Genomic DNA, 18,070 nt, shown 5'->3' on the forward strand with positions numbered 1-18,070 from the left:
GGCCCTCGCCCGCTCGGGCAGGCCGAGCCCTCGCTCACCTCACGCCGTAAAGCGCACCGCCCGCCGGATCTCCGGCAGATCGGTCACCACTCCGTCCAGGCCGAGGCCGCGCACCAGCCGGAGGTGATCGTGGGTGTTGACCGTCCAGCCCAGCACCTTGAGATGTGCGGCGTGCGCGCGCTCGACCAGTTCGAGGGTGAGCCTGCGGATGTTCAGCGAGACCATGGTCGCGCCCACGGCCTGGGCGCGGTCGACGATGTCGGCGCCATAGCGGTCGCCGACCAGGGCGGTGCGCACACCGGGCAGCAGGGTGCGGATCGCGGCCAGCGCCTCGTCGTGGAAGGAGATCACATCGACCCGGCCGGTCAGATCGCGTGCCCGCATCACCGCCGCCAGTGTCTGCGCGGCCGCCACGTCCTTGATCTCCGCCTGCAGCGGCGCACGGACCGCCTCGACGACCTCCTCGAAGACGGGGATCCGCTCGCCCCGCCCGGCGTCCAGCTCGCGCAGCTCGGCGAGGGTGCGTTCGGCGATCGGGCCGACGCCGTCGGTCGTCCGGTCCACATCCGCGTCGTGCATCACCACGAGGGCGCCGTCCTTGCTCAGATGCAGATCCAGTTCGATGACGTCGAGGCCCTCGCGTTCGGCGCGCACGAAGGAGCGCAGAGTGTTCTCCGGCTCCACGCCCATGACCCCGCGGTGGCCGATGGTGAGAAGGGACAAGGCTGCCTCGTTTCTGTCGGCTCGGTGATCTGTCGATTGTCGACAAACGGCTGCACGGTGAAACGGCGCACAGCCTAACGGGCCCTTGACGCGGCGAACCGGTCGCCGCACGGGACCGCCGGTGTGTCCAGTACGGGTACCCGCCACATTCGCGGATCAGGCCGGATCACCCGTGTGTGGGCGCGTCCGGCTCCGCGCTGACGATGTGCGCTCTCCGCTCCGGGGCCGTATCTCTTGCCTCCATACCTGTCTCCTGCCTCTCCCTATACCTGTTCCTTGCCTCTCAAGACCTGACGGGCCGTCAACGGGGCATCCGGCTGACTTGTATAGCTTGTATAGGGAGTTCGACGGCAGGCGGCCCCGGAATGAAGCCCTCGCACCTGCCCGCCGTTCCTTCCGCGGCTGCGGCCCCGCCGGGTGGACGGGATTCGACCGGATCGGGGCCGTTGAACGCCGCTCCCCGACGTGGTAAGGCGCACGGGGCCTCCGCGCCGCCTTCGGCGCACGTGATCACACGGGCCGTGACCGCTCCGCATCACCACGGGTCGTGACCGCCCTGGGACTGTGGCGTGGCACACGCCACACGAATGCAGTACGCGCCGACGCCGGTGACCCAGGGTCCCCGTCCCCGGATGGTCCATAGCTCTCTCCCGCGGCCGCGGTTCTGCAGGAAGCGCGAGAAGTGTTGGCGGCAGTGATAGGAAATGGCGCCTGCCCGTCCAGCGACAGGAAAAACACGCGTGACAATGGGGTGTGGGCAAAACAATTTTCACCGACCCCCCTTGAGTGGGCGATCCTCGGGTGGTTACCGTGGTCTCACAACACGATCTACCGCCGGAGGGCAGTCATGACGGAAATTCTTTCGCCTGTGGGTGTCCCAGGAGGCACCACGACCGCGGAACGTGTGGTCGAGCATCCGGCGTGGCCCGTGCTCAAGGACGCCGTCGAGACCATCCGTCCGTGGCAGTCCAAGGACGGATCGATCGACCTGGCTGCGGAGGGCGCGCCGCGTGCCGATGCCGTACGCCGTGAGGTCGAGCGGATGATAACGGCCGTCGCGGAGCTCGCCCCGCTGCTCCCGCACGACGCCGCCTACCACGAGGCGCTCGCCGCCGACCTGCGCCGCTGGGCCGACGACGGCTTCGGCGTACCGGACTTCCTCGACTCGCTGCTCGCCTTCCAGCCCGCCCAGCAGCGCGCCGACGGTCTCCAGCACCTCGTCCTGTTCCCCATGTACACCCAGAACGGCAACCCGGACCGCAACTTCGAGGCCGTCGTCCTGCGCATGGTCTGGCCGGACTGGCTCGCCGAACTGGAGCGGACGCGCTACGACAACCCGCTCTTCTGCGGCATCGCCTTCGAGGACTTCACGGCGGGCTACGACACCAACTCCGCGGTGCTGTTCCCGGAGACCATCGCGGTACGCGAGGCCCCCGAACGGTTCACCTGGGGCGGCATCTTCTGCGACCGCGAGGCCGCCCGCTTCCGCCGGGTCAGCGAGGCCGCCGTCAAGACGCTCGGCCTCGACATCCCGTCGGACATCCGCGAGATGCTCGCCGACCAGGACCGTTGCCAGCAGGCGTTCGTCCTGTGGGACATGGTGCACGACCGCACTCACAGCCACGGCGACCTGCCGTTCGACCCGTTCATGATCAAGCAGCGCCAGCCGTTCTGGATGTACGGACTGGAGGAGCTGCGCTGTGACCTCACCGCCTTCAAGGAGGCGGTCAAGCTGGAGGCGGAGGGCTACCCCCAGGCCCGTGACGTCCAGTTCGCGGTGATCTTCGACCGGATGTTCCGGTTCCCCGTCACCGGCGACCGGGTGCGCAATTATGACGGCCTCGGCGGACAGCTGCTCTTCGCGTACCTGCACAAGCACGACGTCGTACGCTGGACGGACAACACTCTGCACATCGACTGGGAGCGTGCGCCCAAGGTCACCAACCAGCTGTGCGGCGAGATCGAAAAGCTGTACCGCGACGGCATCGACCGGCCCAAGCTGGTCCACTGGTTCGCCGCGTACGACCTCGTCTCGACCTATCTCGCACCGCACCCGGGTTCGGTCTGGGCCAAGGGCCCCGACGCCCTCGACCTGGACCAGCCGCCGCGCAAGCTCGTGGACGACGTGCTTCCGGACGAGTTCCCCCTGAGCATGTTCTACGAGGCGCTCCGCAAGAAGCTGCGTACGGTGATCGCCTCCACCAAGGGCATCACGGCCGACAGCGACACCCTGGCGGCGGCGTGAGGACCGACGCGAGCACCACCCAGCAGACGGCCGTCCAGGAGCAGGACGAGGAGGCGACGAAGATGGTTACTTCGACGGGCGGCAAGGGGCCGCTGGAGGGCGCGGTCGTCGCGGTGGCCGGAGCGGCCGGCCCGGCCGGCCGGGCCACGCTGCTGCGGCTGGCCGAAGCGGGGGCCGTCGTGGTCGGCTCGGACGCCCATCCGGAGCGGCTCGCGGAAGCGGTGGACGCGGCCCGTTACGCCCATGGCGGCGCCACGGTCATAGGGGAGACGGTGGATCTCCTGGACCTGGACCAGGCCCGTGAGTGGGCGGCCCGCACGGAGAAGGAATTCGGCCGGATCGACGGTCTGGTGCACCTCGTGGGCGGCTGGCGCGGCTCGGCGACCTTCGGGGAGACCGACATCTCCGACTGGGACACACTGCACAAGCTGCTGATCCGCACCGTCCAGCACACCTCGCTCGCCTTCCACGAACCTCTCCAGCGCAGCGGCAACGGCCGCTATGTGCTGATCAGCGCGGCCGGCGCGAGCAAACCCACGGCCGGGAACGCCGCCTATGCCGCTTCCAAGGCCGCGGCCGAGGCATGGACGCTGGCGCTGGCGGACGCGTTCCGCAAGGAGGGGGGCGAGGAGGGGCCACGCGCAGCGGCTGCGATCCTGATCGTGAAGGCGCTCGTCAACGACCAGATGCGCGCCGAGCGACCGAATGCCAAGTTCGCGGGCTTCACGGACGTCACGGAGCTGGCCGAGGCCATCGCCGGGGTTTGGAACAGGCCCGCCCAGGAAGTGAATGGAAAGCGTCTGTGGCTGACCCCCGAGCCGTGACCGGAGAGAAAACCGACGCCCGGCAGCACCATGACCCCCAGGTACGCGGCTTCGCGAGCGACAACTACGCGGGCGCCCACCCGGAGATCCTCGCCGCGCTCGCCCTCGCCAACGGCGGCCACCAAGTCGCCTACGGCGAGGACGACTACACCGCGCACCTCCAGCGGGTCATCCGCAGCCACTTCGGGCAGAGCGCCGAGGCGTTCCCGGTCTTCAACGGCACCGGTGCCAATGTCGTCGCGCTCCAGGCGGTCACCGACCGCTGGGGCGCGGTGATCGCCGCCGACACCGCACATATCCACGTCGACGAGTGCGGCGCGCCCGAGCGGGTCGGCGGGCTCAAACTGCTCACCGTACCGACCGAGGACGGCAAGCTCACCCCCGAGCTGATCGACCGCGAGGCGTACGGCTGGGACGACGAGCACCGTGCCATGCCGCAGGTCGTCTCGCTCGCCCAGAGCACCGAGCTCGGCACCGTCTACACGCCCGACGAGATCCGCGCCATCTGCGAACACGCCCATGAGCGCGGCATGCTGGTGCATCTCGACGGCGCGCGGATAGCCAACGCCGCCGCCACGCTCGACGTCCCGATGCGCGCCTTCACCAACGCCGTCGGGGTCGACATCCTCTCCTACGGCGGCACGAAGAACGGCGCGGTCTTCGGCGAGGCCGTGGTCGTCGTCAATCCCGACGCGGTCCGCGCGATGAAGCATCTGCGCAAGCTGTCCATGCAGCTGGCCTCCAAGATGCGCTTCGTCTCCGTCCAGCTGGAGGCCCTCCTGGCCAAGGACCTGTGGCTGCGCAACGCCCGGCACGCCAACACCATGGCGCAGCGCCTGGCCGACGGCGTACGGAAGATCGACGGCGTCGAGATCCTCTACCCCGTGCAGTCCAACGCGGTCTTCGCCCGCCTGCCGCACGACGTGAGCGAGCGTCTCCAGAAGCGCTACCGCTTCTACTTCTGGGACGAACAGGCCGGCGATGTCCGCTGGATGTGCTCGTTCGACACGACGGAGGGGGACGTGGACGGGTTCCTTGAGGCGTTGCGGGAGGAGATGGGCCGCTGAGGCCCCACCCGCTGACGCCGACTGTGAGTGTGAATATCTATGCGCCCGACTGAAAAATCATTGACCTTCGGTCGGGCGCATGGCTACGCTCCTCGCTCATGGAGCTGACCCAGAACACCCCGGAAATATCCGCGTATTTGGCGTCGAGCGAAGCTATCGACCATGAACATCCGCGCGTCCGGGCCGTCGCCGCGGCGCTGCGTGTCGATGCACCCGATGCATACGCATACGCGAAGACTGCCTTCGAGTTCGTTCGCGACGCCATTCCGCACTCGTACGACACCGGTGACCCGAGGGTCACCTGGTGTGCCTCGGACGTGCTGGAGCAGTGCACCGTTATCTGCTACGCCAAGGCCCATGCGCTGGTCGCCCTGTTGAGGGCGGAGGGGATTCCCGCCGCGCTGTGCTACCAGAAATTCGAGGTCGTGCACGGGCTGATCGCCGTCCGGCTCCCGGGGGAGGAGCGCTGGGTGCGGCAGGATCCGCGGGGGAACAAGGCCGGTGTCGATGCGCAGTTCCGGACCGATCGGGAGCAGCTCGCCTTCCCGGTCCGTCCTGAGTTCAATGAAGAGGACTGGCCGGTGCTATTTGCTGAACCGCACCCCGTCGTGCTCCCCTGCTTCCAGGAGGCCGTCGACGGGCCCATCTCTGGCGGACGCTCCCCACCACACTCCGAGGAACGGCACCCCCGTGACCCGCCACGCATGTCTCCGACGAGGTGCGCCGCTCGCACCCCGCTTCGGCAGGCACGCGGCTCGTACGGCCGCCGGTGAGGAGGTCCGGGGCCCTCAGGCGGGTGCGCCGGGAGGCGCTGGGGCGGTGCCGCCGAGGTGGGCCGGCATCCACCAGGTGTCATCGGGACCTTTGGGGCGTACGGGGTACGCGCGCTGCGCCGCCTCCAAGAGGTCCTGCACCCGGGCCCGCAGCCGGTCGGTGATCTTCTCGGCCTGCTCGGCCGGGTCGGCCGCCATCGGCTCGCCCACCCGGATCGTGATCGGGAAGTGATTGCGGCCCAGATCGCGCTTGTGGCCCTTGGTCCACAGCCGCTGGGTGCCCCACAGCGCCACCGGCAGCAGCGGCACGCCAGCCTCCTGCGCCAGCCGCGCCGCACCTGACTTGAAGTTCTTGAGGGTGAACGACTCGGAGATCGTCGCCTCGGGGAAGACGCCGATGATTTCGCCCGAACGCAGCGCGGACAGCGCGTGCTTATAGGCATGCATGCCCTGTGCGCGGTCCACGGGAATGTGCTTCATCGCGCGCATCAGCGGCCCCGACACCTTGTGCCGGAAAACCGCTTCCTTCGCCATGAAGCGCACCAGCCGCTTGGCCGGCCGCGCCGTCAGACCGGCGAAGACGAAGTCCAGATACCCGATGTGATTGCTCACCAGAACCGCACCGCCTCGGCGCGGAATATGGTCCGTACCCGCTATGTCGAATTTCAGGTCCAGCGCCTTGAAGACGGTGCGGGCGGCACCGATCACCGGCGGATAGACGAACTCAGGCATGGCGGGGGACCTCTCCTCTGTGCCCGGGGAGGGTTCTCCCGGCGGAAACCTACGCGGCCGTAAGCGTGCGGCTCCGGGAGATCGTGCCCGATCACGGGCCCGGCGGCCAGTGCACAGGCCGCCAGGACCGGGAGATTCTCGTCACGTAGGGCTCATATAAGGCTCACTTAAGGCTTACGTGCAACTCCTGTCGCGTTGACCTCACCCGCTCGCCCGCCGCAGCAGCACATACACCTCGCATCCGAGGCAGTATCCGAACACGGCATTGAGAAAGGCCGCCGCGAGCGCGCAGCCGGTGGCCGCGAGCCCCAGCCATTCCGGCCCCGCGAAATAGCCCACCAGCCCGATCATCGTGAAGACCAGCCCGACGCCCTGGGCGAAGCGCGGCGGCGCGGCATCCTCGAACGCGGTCGGCGGCGCCAGCCGCGGGCGCACCGCCACCTTGAACAGCCAGGCGTACGGCGACCGCTGGACACCGGCCCCCGCCCCGACGGCGAAGACCAGCGCCTGGAACGCCAGCAGCCACCCGCTCCCACTGATCAGTACGGCGGCCAGCACGACGCTCGTCAGCGCCGCCCCGAACCTCGGGCCCCGTACGTCGATACCGTCCGTGTCCTTGTCACTCATGCCGAAGCCTCGCTCCGCTCGGCCTCGCACTCGCGAGGCACGCACCTTTCCATGATTCTCCTCCAGCCTCCGGCCGGGGGACCCCCGTGCTGCGCTCGCTCATGGCTTCACTCTTCCGCAATCCGGGCCGCCGCCAACCCCGGGAATTCTTTCGGTCCCGTGAACGCTGCATCCGGAGATGACCGGACTCATGGTGTGTATCGCGGTGCTGGCGGCGGCAAGCGTCTTCGGCGTGCTGTGGCGGCGCCGCGACGGGAGGCTGAAGGTGCGAGGGCGGGACGACGGAGCGCGGCTGGGGGCCGCCGAGATCGGCGCGGAACTGGGGGAGCGGGCCACCCTCGTGCAGTTCTCCAGCGCCTTCTGCCAGCCCTGCCGCGCCACCCGGCGCACCCTTGCCGAGGTCGCGCGGATGGTGGACGGGGTGGTGCATGTCGAGATCGACGCCGAGGCCCGTCTGGAGCTCGTACGGAGCCTCAACATCCTGCGTACGCCCACGGTCCTGGTGCTCGACGCGGACGGCACGATCGTGCGGCGCGCCGCCGGTCAGCCACGCAAGGCGGACGTCATCGCCGCATTGGGCGCCGCGGTCCCTGACTGATCTCCCATCCGTGATTGATCTCCCAGATGGCGGGCGCCACTTGACGCTGTGGGTCACGCATCGTCACTCTGACGTTATGCGGCCTGGAACCCTTCTGTACGGACGCGCGCATGTCGACCTTCTGAGGACCGCCGGCGCGCGTTGTCCAAGCGTGTGAGCAGCGACGACATCAGCACCGCCGGCGGCCGCACCGCTGTCGGCGTGCCCGCCCGGCCTCGTACTCCACACCAGAAGGACAACTCCATGACGGCCGCCTCGCCCGACCTCGGCACTCCGCGCACCGCCGGCCCCGATCTCCTGCGCTCCGTCTTCCGGCAGCACGCCGCGGGCGTCGCCGTGATCACCGCGCACGGCTCCCGCCCCGTCGGCTTCACCGCCACGTCCCTCACCTCCGTCGCCGCGGAGCCGCCGCTGCTCTCGTTCGGCATCGGCACCGGCTCCTCCAGCTGGCCGGCCGTCGCCGAGGCCGAGCACGTCGGCGTCCACATACTCGGCGAGCACCAACGGGAGCTGGCCGCCACCTTCGCCCGCAGCGGCGCGGACCGCTTCGGCCCCGCCACCTCCTGGCGCACCGGCCCCGAGGGCGTGCCCCTGCTGGACGGGGTGCTGGCCTGGCTGGTCTGCAAGGTCGTGACGCGGGTTCCGGCCGGTGATCACCGGATCGTGCTCGCCCAGCCGGTCATCGGCGACCCCACCGGGCCGGGCCGGCCGCTCCTCTATCACCAGGGACGCTTCAACGCGTTGCGGGACTGACGGGTTCCCGTACGGCCTCGTCGTTCCCCGGTCGGGTCCGTTGGCAAGGTCACATTTCGTCAGCCTTGATTCAGGGCACCAGACTGGATGTACTGGTGGGTAACATGAGCGTCGGCGCGGGGGAACCGCAACCGACCGGGAGCCGCCCCAACAGGCGCCTATGCTGCCAGCACAAGGCAGTTCTGAAGAGACGAAGCAGGTAGGAGAGCCGGCGTGAGCTTGAGGATCGTTGTCTGTGTGAAGTACGTGCCCGACGCCACCGGCGACCGGCACTTCGCCGAGGACCTGACCGTCGACCGCGACGACGTGGACGGCCTCCTGTCGGAGCTCGACGAGTACGCCGTCGAGCAGGCCCTGCAGATCAAGGAAGCGGCCGACGACGCGGAGATCACGGTCCTGACCGTCGGTCCCGAGGACGCCAACGACGCGCTCCGCAAGGCGCTGTCGATGGGCGCCGACAAGGGTGTGCACGTCGAGGACGACGACCTGCACGGCACCGACGCGCTGGGCACCTCGCTCGTGCTGGCCAAGGCCATCGAGAAGACCGGCTACGACCTGGTCGTCTGCGGTATGGCCTCCACCGACGGCGGCATGGGCGTGCTGCCCGCGCTGCTCGCCGAGCGGCTGAACGTCCCCCAGGTGACCCAGCTCTCCGAGGTCGCCGTTGCCGACGGCAAGGTCACCGGCCGCCGTGACGGTGACACCGCCACCGAGCAGCTGGAGGCCGCGCTGCCGGCCGTCGTGTCCGTGACCGACCAGTCGGGCGAGGCGCGCTACCCGTCCTTCAAGGGCATCATGGCCGCGAAGAAGAAGCCGGTGGAGTCCCTGGAGCTGGACGACCTGGACGTCGAGGCGGACGAGGTCGGCCTGGAGGGCGCCTGGACCGCCGTCGACGAGGCGACCGAGCGCCCGGCCCGTACGGCGGGCACGATCGTCAAGGACGAGGGCGAGGGCGGCAAGCAGCTCGCCGAGTTCCTCGCGGGTCAGAAGTTCATCTGACGCAGCCTCACGGGCCGGACGTTCCGCCACGGCCCGTCCGCACCTCAACCGCCCTCATTCTTCCCGCAGGAGTGTCACCCCATGGCTGAAGTCCTTGTCTACGTCGACCACGTGGACGGCGCCGTCCGCAAGCCCACCCTCGAACTTCTCACCCTCGCCCGCCGCGTCGGCGAGCCGGTGGCCGTCCACCTCGGTGCGAACGCGGAGGACGCCGCCAAGGTCCTCGGCGAGCACGGCGCCGTCAAGGTCCTGACCGCCGACGCGCCCGAGTTCGCCGAGTACCTCGTCGCCCCCAAGGTCGACGCGCTGCAGTCCGCCTACGACGCGGTCTCCCCGGCCGCCGTGCTGCTGCCGTCCTCCACGGAGGGCAAGGAGATCGCGGCCCGTCTCGCGGTCCGCATCGGCTCCGGCATCATCACCGACGCCGTCGACCTGGAGGCCGGCGACGAGGGCCCGGTGGCGACGCAGTCCGTCTTCGCGGCGTCCTTCACCACCAAGTCCCGTGTCACCAAGGGCACCCCGGTCATCACCGTCAAGCCCAACTCCGCCGCCCCGGAGGCCGCGCCGGCCGCCGGTACGGTCGAGCAGCTCGCGGTGACCGTCGCCGAGTCCTCCAAGGGCACCAAGATCGTCTTGCGTACCCCGCGCGAGTCGACCGGCCGCCCGGAGCTGACCGAGGCCGCGATCGTGGTCTCCGGTGGCCGCGGGGTCAACGGCGCCGAGAACTTCCCGGTCATCGAGGCGCTCGCCGACTCGCTCGGCGCGGCCGTCGGCGCCTCCCGTGCCGCGGTGGACGCCGGCTGGTACCCGCACACCAGCCAGGTCGGCCAGACCGGTAAGTCGGTCTCGCCGCAGCTCTACATCGCGGCGGGCATCTCCGGCGCGATCCAGCACCGTGCCGGTATGCAGACCTCGAAGACCATCGTCGCCATCAACAAGGACGCCGAGGCGCCGATCTTCGACCTGGTCGACTACGGCGTGGTCGGCGACCTGTTCGACGTCGTTCCGGCGCTCACCGAAGCGGTCAAGGCCCGCAAGGGCTGAGGCCGTTGGGCTCCTGGGCAGCCGGGCCCGCAGTGGCATGAGGCCCCGTACGCACCACGCGTACGGGGCCTCGTGCCGTGCTGGGCCGGCCGTGCTGGCTGGTCAGTCTTCGGTCGCGCCGTCGATCCGCTCGCGCAGCAGGTCCGCGTGGCCGTTGTGCCGGGCGTACTCCTCGATCATGTGGACGTAGATCCAGCGCAGGTTCAGCGTGCGGCCACGGCTGCTCTGGAAGGTCGCGTCCAGGTCGCCGTCCACCACCGCCGCGTCGCAGCGTTCGATCTCCGAGCGGAACGCGTCGAAGGCCGCCCTGGCTCCCGCAGGATCGACGTCGTCGAAATCCGCGTCCACGTTCTCGTCGGTGATGTAGCGGCTCTCGATCCGCTCGCCGGCGAAGCGCTGCCGGAACCAGGCGCGCTCGACGTCCGTCATGTGGCGTACCAGGCCCAGCAGGGTGAGGCTGGACGGCGGGGCGCTCGCCTCGGCCAGCTGGTCCGGGGCGAGCCCGGCGCACTTGGCGAGCAGGGTGTCGCGGTGCCAGTCGAGCCAGCCCTGCAGCATTTCCCGCTCGCCGGCTACCGTCGGGAGTTCTCGGCGCTCAATAGAGGGTGCGATCCACGTCATGAGGGCGAGTCTGACGGCCTTGATCGCGGCGCGCCACGGAGTTATGCGGGTTGCGGCCCCGGGCCCCGGGCCCCGTGACCTGCGTCCTCGCGCGCGAGAGGGGTGTTGACCTCGCCACCCGGCACGGTTAACTTCGCTATACGGATTGTTGATTCCGTTGCACGGAAAACGTGAGCGCAACAGTCGCAACAAATCGCGGATGTGGCCAAGAGGCCGCGGAGGCGGCAACAGATCGCGGAAGCGGCAACAGGAAGAGCGCCCGAAGGCCGGGCGGACGCACCAGGAGGGTGTCGGATGGGGCAGCAGGAGACCGTGGCGACGAGCCTCGCGCACACCGTACGCGAGGGAATCGGCGCCGCTCTCGCCGAGGTCGACGCCGATCTGGCGCGGCGCTACCCGGGCGACCCCGGTACCCGCCAGCCGGTCCACACCGTCTACGTTCCCGGCGATGTCTTCGCCGCGGACACCCTTCGCTCCTGGGGCGACCAGGCCCTCGCCGCCCTCGACGCACACGCCCCCGACGCCGGCGCGCTCGCCACCGTCCTCGGCATCTCCGACGAACTCGCCGGACCCGTCTACGACCGCGTCCGCGCCAAGCTGGAGCGCGAGCCGATCGAAGACCTGCGCGTCGACTTCGAGGACGGCTACGGCCCCCGCCCGGACGCTGAGGAGGACGAGGCCGCCGCCCGCGCCGCCGCACGGGTCGCCGCCGCGTTCCAGGACGGCACCGCCGCCCCGTACATGGGCATCCGGATGAAGTGCATGGAGGCCGCCGTCCGCGACCGCGGCATCCGCACCCTCGACATCTTCCTCACCGGCCTGATGGAGGCCGGCGGCCTGCCCGACGGACTGGTACTGACGCTCCCCAAGGTCACCTACGCCGAGCAGGTCACCGCGATGGTCCGGCTGCTGGAGGCGTTCGAGAAGGCCCACGGCCTGGAGAGCGGCCGGATCGGCTTCGAGATCCAGATCGAGACCACCCAGTCGATCCTGGGTGCCGACGGCCGTGCCACCGTCGCCCGCATGATCGAGGCCGCGGAGGGGCGCGCCACGTCCCTGCACTACGGCACCTTCGACTACAGCGCCTCCTGCGGCGTCAGCGCCGCCCACCAGTCGCTGGACCACCCGGTGGCCGACCACGCCAAGGCCGTGATGCAGGTGGCCGCGGCGGGTACCGGCGTGCGGCTGTCCGACGGCTCGACCAATGTCCTGCCCGTCGGCGCCACCGCCCAGGTCCACGACGCCTGGCGGCTGCACCACGGCCTCGTCCGCCGGTCGCTGGCCCGTGCGTACTACCAGGGCTGGGACATGCACCCGGGCCACCTGCCCACCCGGTACGCGGCGGTCTACGCCTTCTACCGCGAGGGCCTGGAGCAGGCCGCCGCCCGGCTCGCGGCCTATGTCGCCAAGGCCGGCGGCGACGTCATGGACGAGCCCGCCACCGCCAAGGCGCTCAGCGGCTATTTGCTGCGCGGCCTCGACTGCGGGGCCGTCGACAGCGCCGAGGTCGAAGGGCTCACCGGACTGGGGCGTGCGGAACTGGATGCGCTGGCGGGGCGGCCTTCGAATGTGGGCTGAGGGCTGAGGGCGGGGGTGGGGATCTGAGGGTTGGGGATCTGAGGGGGAGGACACGCCGCCCACGCGCCTTTTCCCGGCCGCTCACCCAGTCCTTTCCCCGTCGCCCGCCCGGGCCTTATTTGTTTTCCCCGCCGCCCACCCCCCTTCGGGGGGTGGGCGGGTGTAGTGGCGCGGTTCTACGGGTGTGGTGGTACGGATTCAAGGCTGCAGTCGTGCGGTTCAAGGCTCTCGTCGTGCGGTTGTAGCGGCGTCAGGCCGTGCACCGTGGGGGCGGAGAGTGCGGTGAAGCCGATGGACGGGCCTTCGCCTGCGCCGCCGCGCCGGCCGTCCGCCGCCGCGTTCCCCGCCGCCTCCGGGGAAGCGGGCGCTCTGCGCGGGTCGGTGGTGGGAGCTGGTCGGCGGCGTTGTCAGTGGCGCGTGCGAGCATGGCTGTGGGTGGAGATCAGCACCGCAGCGGGGGGATCCGATGAGGTCAGGACGGGGGGCTGCCGCAAGGCAGTTGACGGTATGGAGGCGGTCGGCTCGATCGGTCGTCAGCCGTACAGTGCGGAGCATCGGCCGTACGGTCCGGAGCGTGAGCCGTACGGTCCGGGGCGTCGGGCGGAGCGTCCGGGGCATGGGCTGCCGCACGGCCGAAGTCGTGCGGCGTATGGTCCGATCAGCTCTCGTGCGGGCGGATCTCGCCCGAGCCGCGGGCGATCAGACGGGTCGGGAGCTCCACCCGGCGCGGTGGTTCGGTGGCGCCCTCCAGGCGGCGGAAGAGGAGCCCGGCGGCCGTACGGCCCAGGCGGGCGGCGTCCTGGGCGACGACGGTGATCGCCGGGCGGACGAGATCGGCCAGCTCGAAGTCGTCGAAGCCCACCAGCGCGACGGGACGCGGGAGTTCGCGGAGGACGCGTACGACGGTGACGGTGACGCGGTTGTTCCCCGCGAAGAGCGCGGTGACCGGCTCGGGACGGTCCAGCATGGCCGTGGCGGCGGCTCGTACGCGGGCGGGATCGGTCGGGCCCAGCGACACCCAGGAGTCGTCGACGGGCAGTCCGGCGGCGGCCATCGCGGCGCGATAGCCGCGCAGCCGCTCCATCGCGGTGTGGATCCTCGGCTGGTCGCCGAGGAAACCGATCCGGCGGTGGCCGTGCGCGATGAGATGGGCGACCGCCTCCTGGGCGCCGCCGAAGCTGTCGGAGAGCACGACATCCGCGTCGATCCGGCCGGCCGGGCGGTCCACGAAGACGGTCGCGACACCGGCCGCGATCTCCGGCTCCAGGTAGCGGTGGTCATCGCCGGCCGGGATGACGACCAGCCCGTCCACCCGCCGGGCGCACAGCGCGAGCACCAACTCCTGTTCGCGGGCCGGGTCCTCGGCGCTGGAGCCATTGATCAGCAGCGCTCCGTGACGGCGTGCGACCTCCTCGACGGCACGGCTCAGCGGCCCGTAGAACGGGTCGGCGAGATCCTCCAGCACCAGTCCGATGCTCGCCGTACGGCCCTTGCGCAGGATCCGGGCCGAGTCGTTACGGCGGAATCCCAGTGCGGTGATGGCTTCCTGGACGCGGCGTTCGGTGTCCGGTGTGACGCCCGGCTCGCCGTTGACCACCCGCGAGACCGTCTTGAGGCCGACCCCGGCGCGCGACGCCACATCCTTCATCGTGGGCCGGCTGCCATAGCGGCGGGAGGTGCCCCGGGCGGTGTCGGTCACGGTGCGCGGTCCTGTTTCTGTCGACGTCGGGCGGGGCGGCTGCGATCGGGTGCGGCTGTGGCTGTGGCGTCGAGCATAGCCTCTAGACAACGTTGTCAACTGACGGAAGACTGGCCTTCTCACGCCGGGCCGACACCCCCCGGCCCCGGGCCCACCAGGAGATTCCATACCGATGCAGACGTACCTCAGCGCAGCTCTGGACATTGGCGGCACCAAGATCGCCGGCGCTCTGGTGGACGCACACGGCAGGCTGGTCGTACGGGTCGCGCGGCCCACCCCCGCCGACAAGGACGGGGCGACGGTGATGCGCGCGGTGGCCGGGGTGGTCGCCGAACTGGCCGCGGCGCCCGAGTGGGACAGAGTGGCGGCCGTCGGCATCGGCAGTGCGGGTCCGGTGGACGCCTCGGCCGGCACCGTCAGCCCGGTCAACATTCCCGGCTGGCGTGACTTCCCGCTGGTGGCGGCGGTGCGGACGCTCGTCGGGGAGCGTCCGGTGGTGCTGGTCGGTGACGGCGTCGCGATGACAGCTGCCGAGCACTGGCAGGGCGCCGCGCGCGGCCATGCCAACGCGCTGTGCCTGGTGGTCTCCACCGGGGTCGGCGGCGGACTGGTCCTCAACGGCCGGCTGCACCCGGGCCCCACCGGAAACGCCGGCCACATCGGGCACATAAGCGTCGACCTCGACGGTGACCCGTGCCCGTGCGGCGCCCGCGGCTGCGTCGAGCGGATCGCCAGCGGCCCCAATATCGCCCGCCGGGCGCTGGCGAACGGCTGGCGGCCGGGCCCCGACGGGGACACCAGTGCCGCCGCCGTCGCCGCCTCGGCGCACACCGGGGACCCGCTCGCCATCCGTTCCTTCGAACGGGCCGCCCAGGCGCTGGCGGCCGGGATCGCCGCCACCGCGACGCTGGTCGAGATCGATATCGCGGTCATCGGCGGGGGAGTCGCGGGCGCCGGAGATCTCCTCTTCACCCCGTTGCGTTCGGCCCTGCGTGACTACGCGACGCTGTCGTTCGTGGCGGACCTGAGAGTCGTACCAGCTCAAATGGGGACGGACGCCGGAGTGGTGGGCGCCGCGGCCGCCGCGCAACAGTCCCGTCTCGATGCCTTCGTCCCGGTGCCCTGACGCCCCCGACCGACCCCGCGCGACCTTAGGCTGTTGCCGACCACGGCACACGGGCAGCGGTACGGGTATCGAGGGGATCGGCGACGGTGACACCGGGGGAGCGTGACCAGCGGGGGGCGGACGAGGTGCGTGGGGCGAGCGGAGGGGACGGTCCCGGGGAGGCGGGCGGCGCGCCTGCGGCCTCGGCGTCACCGGCACAGGACGGCCCGCCGTCGCAAGGTGCTCCGCAAGGTGGTACGTCGGAGGACAGCCCTCCGCGGAACAGCCCTCCGCCGAACAACGCGTCGCAGAACAGCGCTCCGCAGGGCGGTGACGCGAACGCTGCCGCTGGCGCGGGTGAGGCCGGTGGTGCGCCAGGTACCCCCAGCGCCCCGAGAACCCCCAGTGCGGCTGCCGCGAGCGGCCCCAAGCGGGGCAATGACGCCGATCTGACCGGGTGGCTGCTCGGCGGCCGGTACCGCGTGACCGGCCGGATCGGCCGCGGCGGTATGGGCGTGGTCTGCCGCGCCGTCGACGAGGTGCTCGGCCGCGAGGTCGCGCTGAAGGTCCTGCGCGCCTATACCGACGCCTCCGCCCCGGAGCTCGCCGATCTGCGTACCCGTATGCAGCGTGAAGCGCGGGCCGCGGCCCGTATCCGGCACTCCGGCGTGATCACCGTCCATGACGTCATCGACGAGGACGGACGGCCGGTCATCGTCATGGAGCTGGTGGACGGCCCCTCGCTGGACGACGCCATCGCGCAGGGCGGCGCCCTCGAACCCCGGGAGATCGCCCGTATCGGCGCCCGCGTCATGGACGCGTTGGCCGCCGCTCACCACGTGGGCGTGCTGCACCGCGATGTGAAGCCGGGCAATGTGCTGCTGGACGGCTGGGGGCACCGACCAGGCCGTTCAGACTCTGGGGGAGGCCGGGTGGTGCTGACCGACTTCGGCATCGCCAGCATCGAGGCCCCGGGCGACGGCGCCACCACGAACATCACCCGCAGCGGCGAACTGGTCGGCTCGCTCGACTATCTGCCGCCCGAGCGGGCCCAGGGCCAGGACCCGACGCCCGCCTCGGACATCTGGTCGCTGGGAATGACGCTGTATGCGGCCGTGGAGGGCGGCGGTGCGCCGTTCCGTCGTACGTCGGTGTGGTCGACGCTCACCGCGATCGTCACCGAGCCGCTGCCCGAGCCGCAACGTGCCGGGCCGCTGGCCCCCGTCCTGCACGCCCTGATGGCCAAGAATCCGGCCGACCGGCCGTCCGCCGCCCAGGCGCGGAGGCTGCTGGAGGCGGTGGCCGAGGGCCGGGATACGCAGGTGGCGCCGACGCCCGGCACGCCGTATCTGCCCACCGCGACTGATCTCCGCGCGGTCACCCCGCCGCATCCGCCGCAGGAGATCGGGCAGCCAGGGGGCGGCCGGCAGGGGGTGGGCCATCCGGGGGCGGCCGCTCAGCCGCCCGGCGCCCAGGCGGCAGCGGCGGCCGGTGCCGCGCCCGACGGTCCGGTCAACGCGGGCGTGCCCCCGGCCAGTTGGCTGTCCGGGCCGGGTCCCCAGGGTGCACCGGCGCCCCGGCAGACCCCGCCCGCCCAGCACAACGCGCCGGGTGGTGAGCACAACACCCCGCCCGCGGCCACTCCAAGCTCCCCCAGCTCCCGCAACTCACCCCACGCGCATATCTCCCCCAACTCCCCCAGCTCTCCCGACTTTCCGGCAAACGCCCCCGCCTCCGGCCCCCTCCACGACCCGCCCGGCGTGGTGAGCGGCCCGGCCGTGGGCAGTACGGGCCCCCGTCCGTACCTCGGGGTCCCGTCCGAGCGGGACACCGCACGGCTGCCGGCCCGCCGTCGGCGTCGTGTGGCGCTGGCCGTCGCGGCGGTGCTCGCCGTGCTCGCGACCGGCGGCGGGGTGACGTACGCACTGGTCGGCGGGGACCCCGGCGGCGCCGTCGCGGAGGGCGGACGGCATGCCCCGGAGCCACCCGAGAGCCCGTCCAGGGCCGGCCGGCCCAGCGCATCGGCCGGCACGGACGACGACAAGGATGCGGGCAAGGGCAAGGAGAGCCCGTCACCCTCCGCATCGCAGCAGCCGTCGGGCGACGCGACCTCGAACGACCCCAAGCCCGGTGGCGCGGGCGGGAGTTCGGGCGAGCAGGACGGCGGCACGGACGCGGGTGGCACCACGGGCGGCGCGGACGGTGGCTCCTCCGGTGGTTCGGACGGCGGCACCGGTACGTCCGGTGGCGGCAGCGGCGGCACCGGCTCGGGGGGCAGTGGCGGCGGCGACCCCAGCCCGAGCACGTCGTGTGTGGACATCGGCGGCGGTAGGACCAACTGCGATGTGTGGCGCACCGCCACCTCGTACACCGCGTCCTTTCAGCAGGCCGGCACGCTGAACATGGGCACCAACTATTTCTACTGCCAGGCGAAGCTCGGCCGTCGCGAGACGTACGGGAAGTGGACGAACGTCTGGTGGGCCAAGACCGATGACGACAGCGGCAACTCCGGTGTCTACATCAGCGTCGTCTACATCACCGGCGGCGAGAACGACCAGCCGGTCCCCGGGCTGCCTACCTGCTGAACGACGCTTGGCGCGGTGCCTGCCGAACGACATCGGTGCCCGCTGAGAGACGGGTGGGCGCGCGCCGGGACGCGGGCCCACCCGTCGCACGGGGGCA

The 18,070-nt window shown here is 71.1% G+C and carries 15 protein-coding genes and 1 pseudogene; 11 read left to right on the forward strand and 5 right to left on the reverse strand.

Annotated features, from left to right (window positions below; genetic code table 11):
• Positions 1-39 precede the first annotated feature (39 nt).
• Positions 40-723 carry a glycerophosphodiester phosphodiesterase gene (locus K9S39_RS36545; protein ID WP_248867602.1) on the reverse strand — a complete coding sequence of 228 codons (684 nt, stop codon included), beginning with the start codon at positions 721-723 and terminating at the stop codon, positions 40-42.
• 847 nt (positions 724-1,570) lie between these two features.
• On the opposite strand from K9S39_RS36545, the gene K9S39_RS36550 reads away from it, so the two are divergent.
• From K9S39_RS36550 to K9S39_RS36565, 4 genes and pseudogenes are all read left to right on the forward strand, one after another.
• A complete protein-coding gene (locus tag K9S39_RS36550; RefSeq protein ID WP_248867603.1) occupies positions 1,571-2,968 on the forward strand; it encodes a DUF6421 family protein in 1,398 nt (465 codons plus the stop codon).
• 62 nt (positions 2,969-3,030) lie between these two features.
• A complete protein-coding gene (locus K9S39_RS36555; protein WP_248869116.1) occupies positions 3,031-3,792 on the forward strand; it encodes an SDR family NAD(P)-dependent oxidoreductase in 762 nt (253 codons plus the stop codon).
• Positions 3,789-4,859 (forward strand): threonine aldolase family protein, encoded by a 1,071-nt coding sequence (locus K9S39_RS36560; protein ID WP_319949606.1) that lies wholly within the window; start codon positions 3,789-3,791, stop codon positions 4,857-4,859. Before K9S39_RS36555 ends, K9S39_RS36560 begins: the two co-directional genes overlap by 4 nt.
• A gap of 98 nt (positions 4,860-4,957) precedes the next feature.
• Positions 4,958-5,553, forward strand: a pseudogene (locus tag K9S39_RS36565) (transglutaminase-like domain-containing protein).
• Positions 5,554-5,647: 94 nt separating this feature from the next.
• Here the strand turns inward: K9S39_RS36565 and K9S39_RS36570 are convergent.
• Positions 5,648-6,364, reverse strand: a complete 717-nt coding sequence (locus tag K9S39_RS36570) for a lysophospholipid acyltransferase family protein (RefSeq protein WP_248867605.1) — start codon at positions 6,362-6,364, stop codon at positions 5,648-5,650.
• Positions 6,365-6,565: 201 nt separating this feature from the next.
• Positions 6,566-6,991, reverse strand: coding sequence for a DUF4395 domain-containing protein (locus K9S39_RS36575; RefSeq protein WP_248867606.1), 426 nt, complete (start codon positions 6,989-6,991; stop codon positions 6,566-6,568).
• A gap of 178 nt (positions 6,992-7,169) precedes the next feature.
• Here K9S39_RS36575 and K9S39_RS36580 point away from each other — a divergent pair, with 178 nt between their 5' ends.
• The 4 genes from K9S39_RS36580 to K9S39_RS36595 all read left to right on the forward strand — a co-directional run bounded on the left by K9S39_RS36580 (position 7,170) and on the right by K9S39_RS36595 (position 10,385).
• Positions 7,170-7,589, forward strand: coding sequence for a TlpA family protein disulfide reductase (locus K9S39_RS36580; protein WP_248867607.1), 420 nt, complete (start codon positions 7,170-7,172; stop codon positions 7,587-7,589).
• 243 nt (positions 7,590-7,832) lie between these two features.
• Entirely contained in the window at positions 7,833-8,342 is a 510-nt protein-coding gene (locus K9S39_RS36585; RefSeq protein ID WP_248869117.1) for a flavin reductase family protein, read from the forward strand.
• Between the two features lie 213 nt (positions 8,343-8,555).
• Positions 8,556-9,341, forward strand: coding sequence for an electron transfer flavoprotein subunit beta/FixA family protein (locus tag K9S39_RS36590; RefSeq protein ID WP_248867608.1), 786 nt, complete (start codon positions 8,556-8,558; stop codon positions 9,339-9,341).
• Positions 9,342-9,422: 81 nt separating this feature from the next.
• Positions 9,423-10,385 (forward strand): electron transfer flavoprotein subunit alpha/FixB family protein, encoded by a 963-nt coding sequence (locus K9S39_RS36595; RefSeq protein WP_248867609.1) that lies wholly within the window; start codon positions 9,423-9,425, stop codon positions 10,383-10,385.
• Between the two features lie 102 nt (positions 10,386-10,487).
• Here the strand turns inward: K9S39_RS36595 and K9S39_RS36600 are convergent, their stop codons facing one another.
• Positions 10,488-11,006, reverse strand: a complete 519-nt coding sequence (locus K9S39_RS36600) for a DinB family protein (RefSeq protein ID WP_248867610.1) — start codon at positions 11,004-11,006, stop codon at positions 10,488-10,490.
• A 294-nt stretch (positions 11,007-11,300) separates the two neighbouring features.
• Between K9S39_RS36600 and K9S39_RS36605 the strand changes: the two genes are divergently transcribed.
• The gene (locus K9S39_RS36605) at positions 11,301-12,584 is read left to right on the forward strand and encodes a DUF6986 family protein (protein WP_248867611.1); all 1,284 of its coding nucleotides are present in this window, start codon (positions 11,301-11,303) and stop codon (positions 12,582-12,584) included.
• A gap of 658 nt (positions 12,585-13,242) precedes the next feature.
• Here the strand turns inward: K9S39_RS36605 and K9S39_RS36610 are convergent.
• Positions 13,243-14,283, reverse strand: a complete 1,041-nt coding sequence (locus tag K9S39_RS36610) for a LacI family DNA-binding transcriptional regulator (protein ID WP_248867612.1) — start codon at positions 14,281-14,283, stop codon at positions 13,243-13,245.
• Between the two features lie 172 nt (positions 14,284-14,455).
• On the opposite strand from K9S39_RS36610, the gene K9S39_RS36615 reads away from it, so the two are divergent.
• Both K9S39_RS36615 and K9S39_RS36620 read left to right on the forward strand, forming a co-directional pair.
• Positions 14,456-15,409 (forward strand): ROK family protein, encoded by a 954-nt coding sequence (locus K9S39_RS36615; RefSeq protein ID WP_248867613.1) that lies wholly within the window; start codon positions 14,456-14,458, stop codon positions 15,407-15,409.
• A gap of 488 nt (positions 15,410-15,897) precedes the next feature.
• The gene (locus K9S39_RS36620) at positions 15,898-17,973 is read left to right on the forward strand and encodes a serine/threonine-protein kinase (RefSeq protein WP_248869118.1); all 2,076 of its coding nucleotides are present in this window, start codon (positions 15,898-15,900) and stop codon (positions 17,971-17,973) included.
• Positions 17,974-18,070 lie beyond the last annotated feature (97 nt).

Source organism: Streptomyces halobius (genome assembly GCF_023277745.1).
GTDB lineage: Bacteria > Actinomycetota > Actinomycetes > Streptomycetales > Streptomycetaceae > Streptomyces > Streptomyces halobius.

Excerpts from the sequence above, each read along its gene's own strand:
- K9S39_RS36600 (WP_248867610.1), bottom strand. The coding sequence starts at position 11,006 with ATGACGTGGATCGCACCCTCTATTGAGCGCCGAGAACTCCCGACGGTA.
- K9S39_RS36615 (WP_248867613.1), top strand. The coding sequence starts at position 14,456 with ATGCAGACGTACCTCAGCGCAGCTCTGGACATTGGCGGCACCAAGATC.
- K9S39_RS36570 (WP_248867605.1), bottom strand. The coding sequence starts at position 6,364 with ATGCCTGAGTTCGTCTATCCGCCGGTGATCGGTGCCGCCCGCACCGTC.
- K9S39_RS36585 (WP_248869117.1), top strand. The coding sequence starts at position 7,833 with ATGACGGCCGCCTCGCCCGACCTCGGCACTCCGCGCACCGCCGGCCCC.
- K9S39_RS36550 (WP_248867603.1), top strand. The coding sequence starts at position 1,571 with ATGACGGAAATTCTTTCGCCTGTGGGTGTCCCAGGAGGCACCACGACC.
- K9S39_RS36580 (WP_248867607.1), top strand. The coding sequence starts at position 7,170 with ATGACCGGACTCATGGTGTGTATCGCGGTGCTGGCGGCGGCAAGCGTC.
- K9S39_RS36575 (WP_248867606.1), bottom strand. The coding sequence starts at position 6,991 with ATGAGTGACAAGGACACGGACGGTATCGACGTACGGGGCCCGAGGTTC.
- K9S39_RS36605 (WP_248867611.1), top strand. The coding sequence starts at position 11,301 with ATGGGGCAGCAGGAGACCGTGGCGACGAGCCTCGCGCACACCGTACGC.
- K9S39_RS36595 (WP_248867609.1), top strand. The coding sequence starts at position 9,423 with ATGGCTGAAGTCCTTGTCTACGTCGACCACGTGGACGGCGCCGTCCGC.
- K9S39_RS36555 (WP_248869116.1), top strand. The coding sequence starts at position 3,031 with ATGGTTACTTCGACGGGCGGCAAGGGGCCGCTGGAGGGCGCGGTCGTC.
- K9S39_RS36620 (WP_248869118.1), top strand. The coding sequence starts at position 15,898 with ATGGGCGTGGTCTGCCGCGCCGTCGACGAGGTGCTCGGCCGCGAGGTC.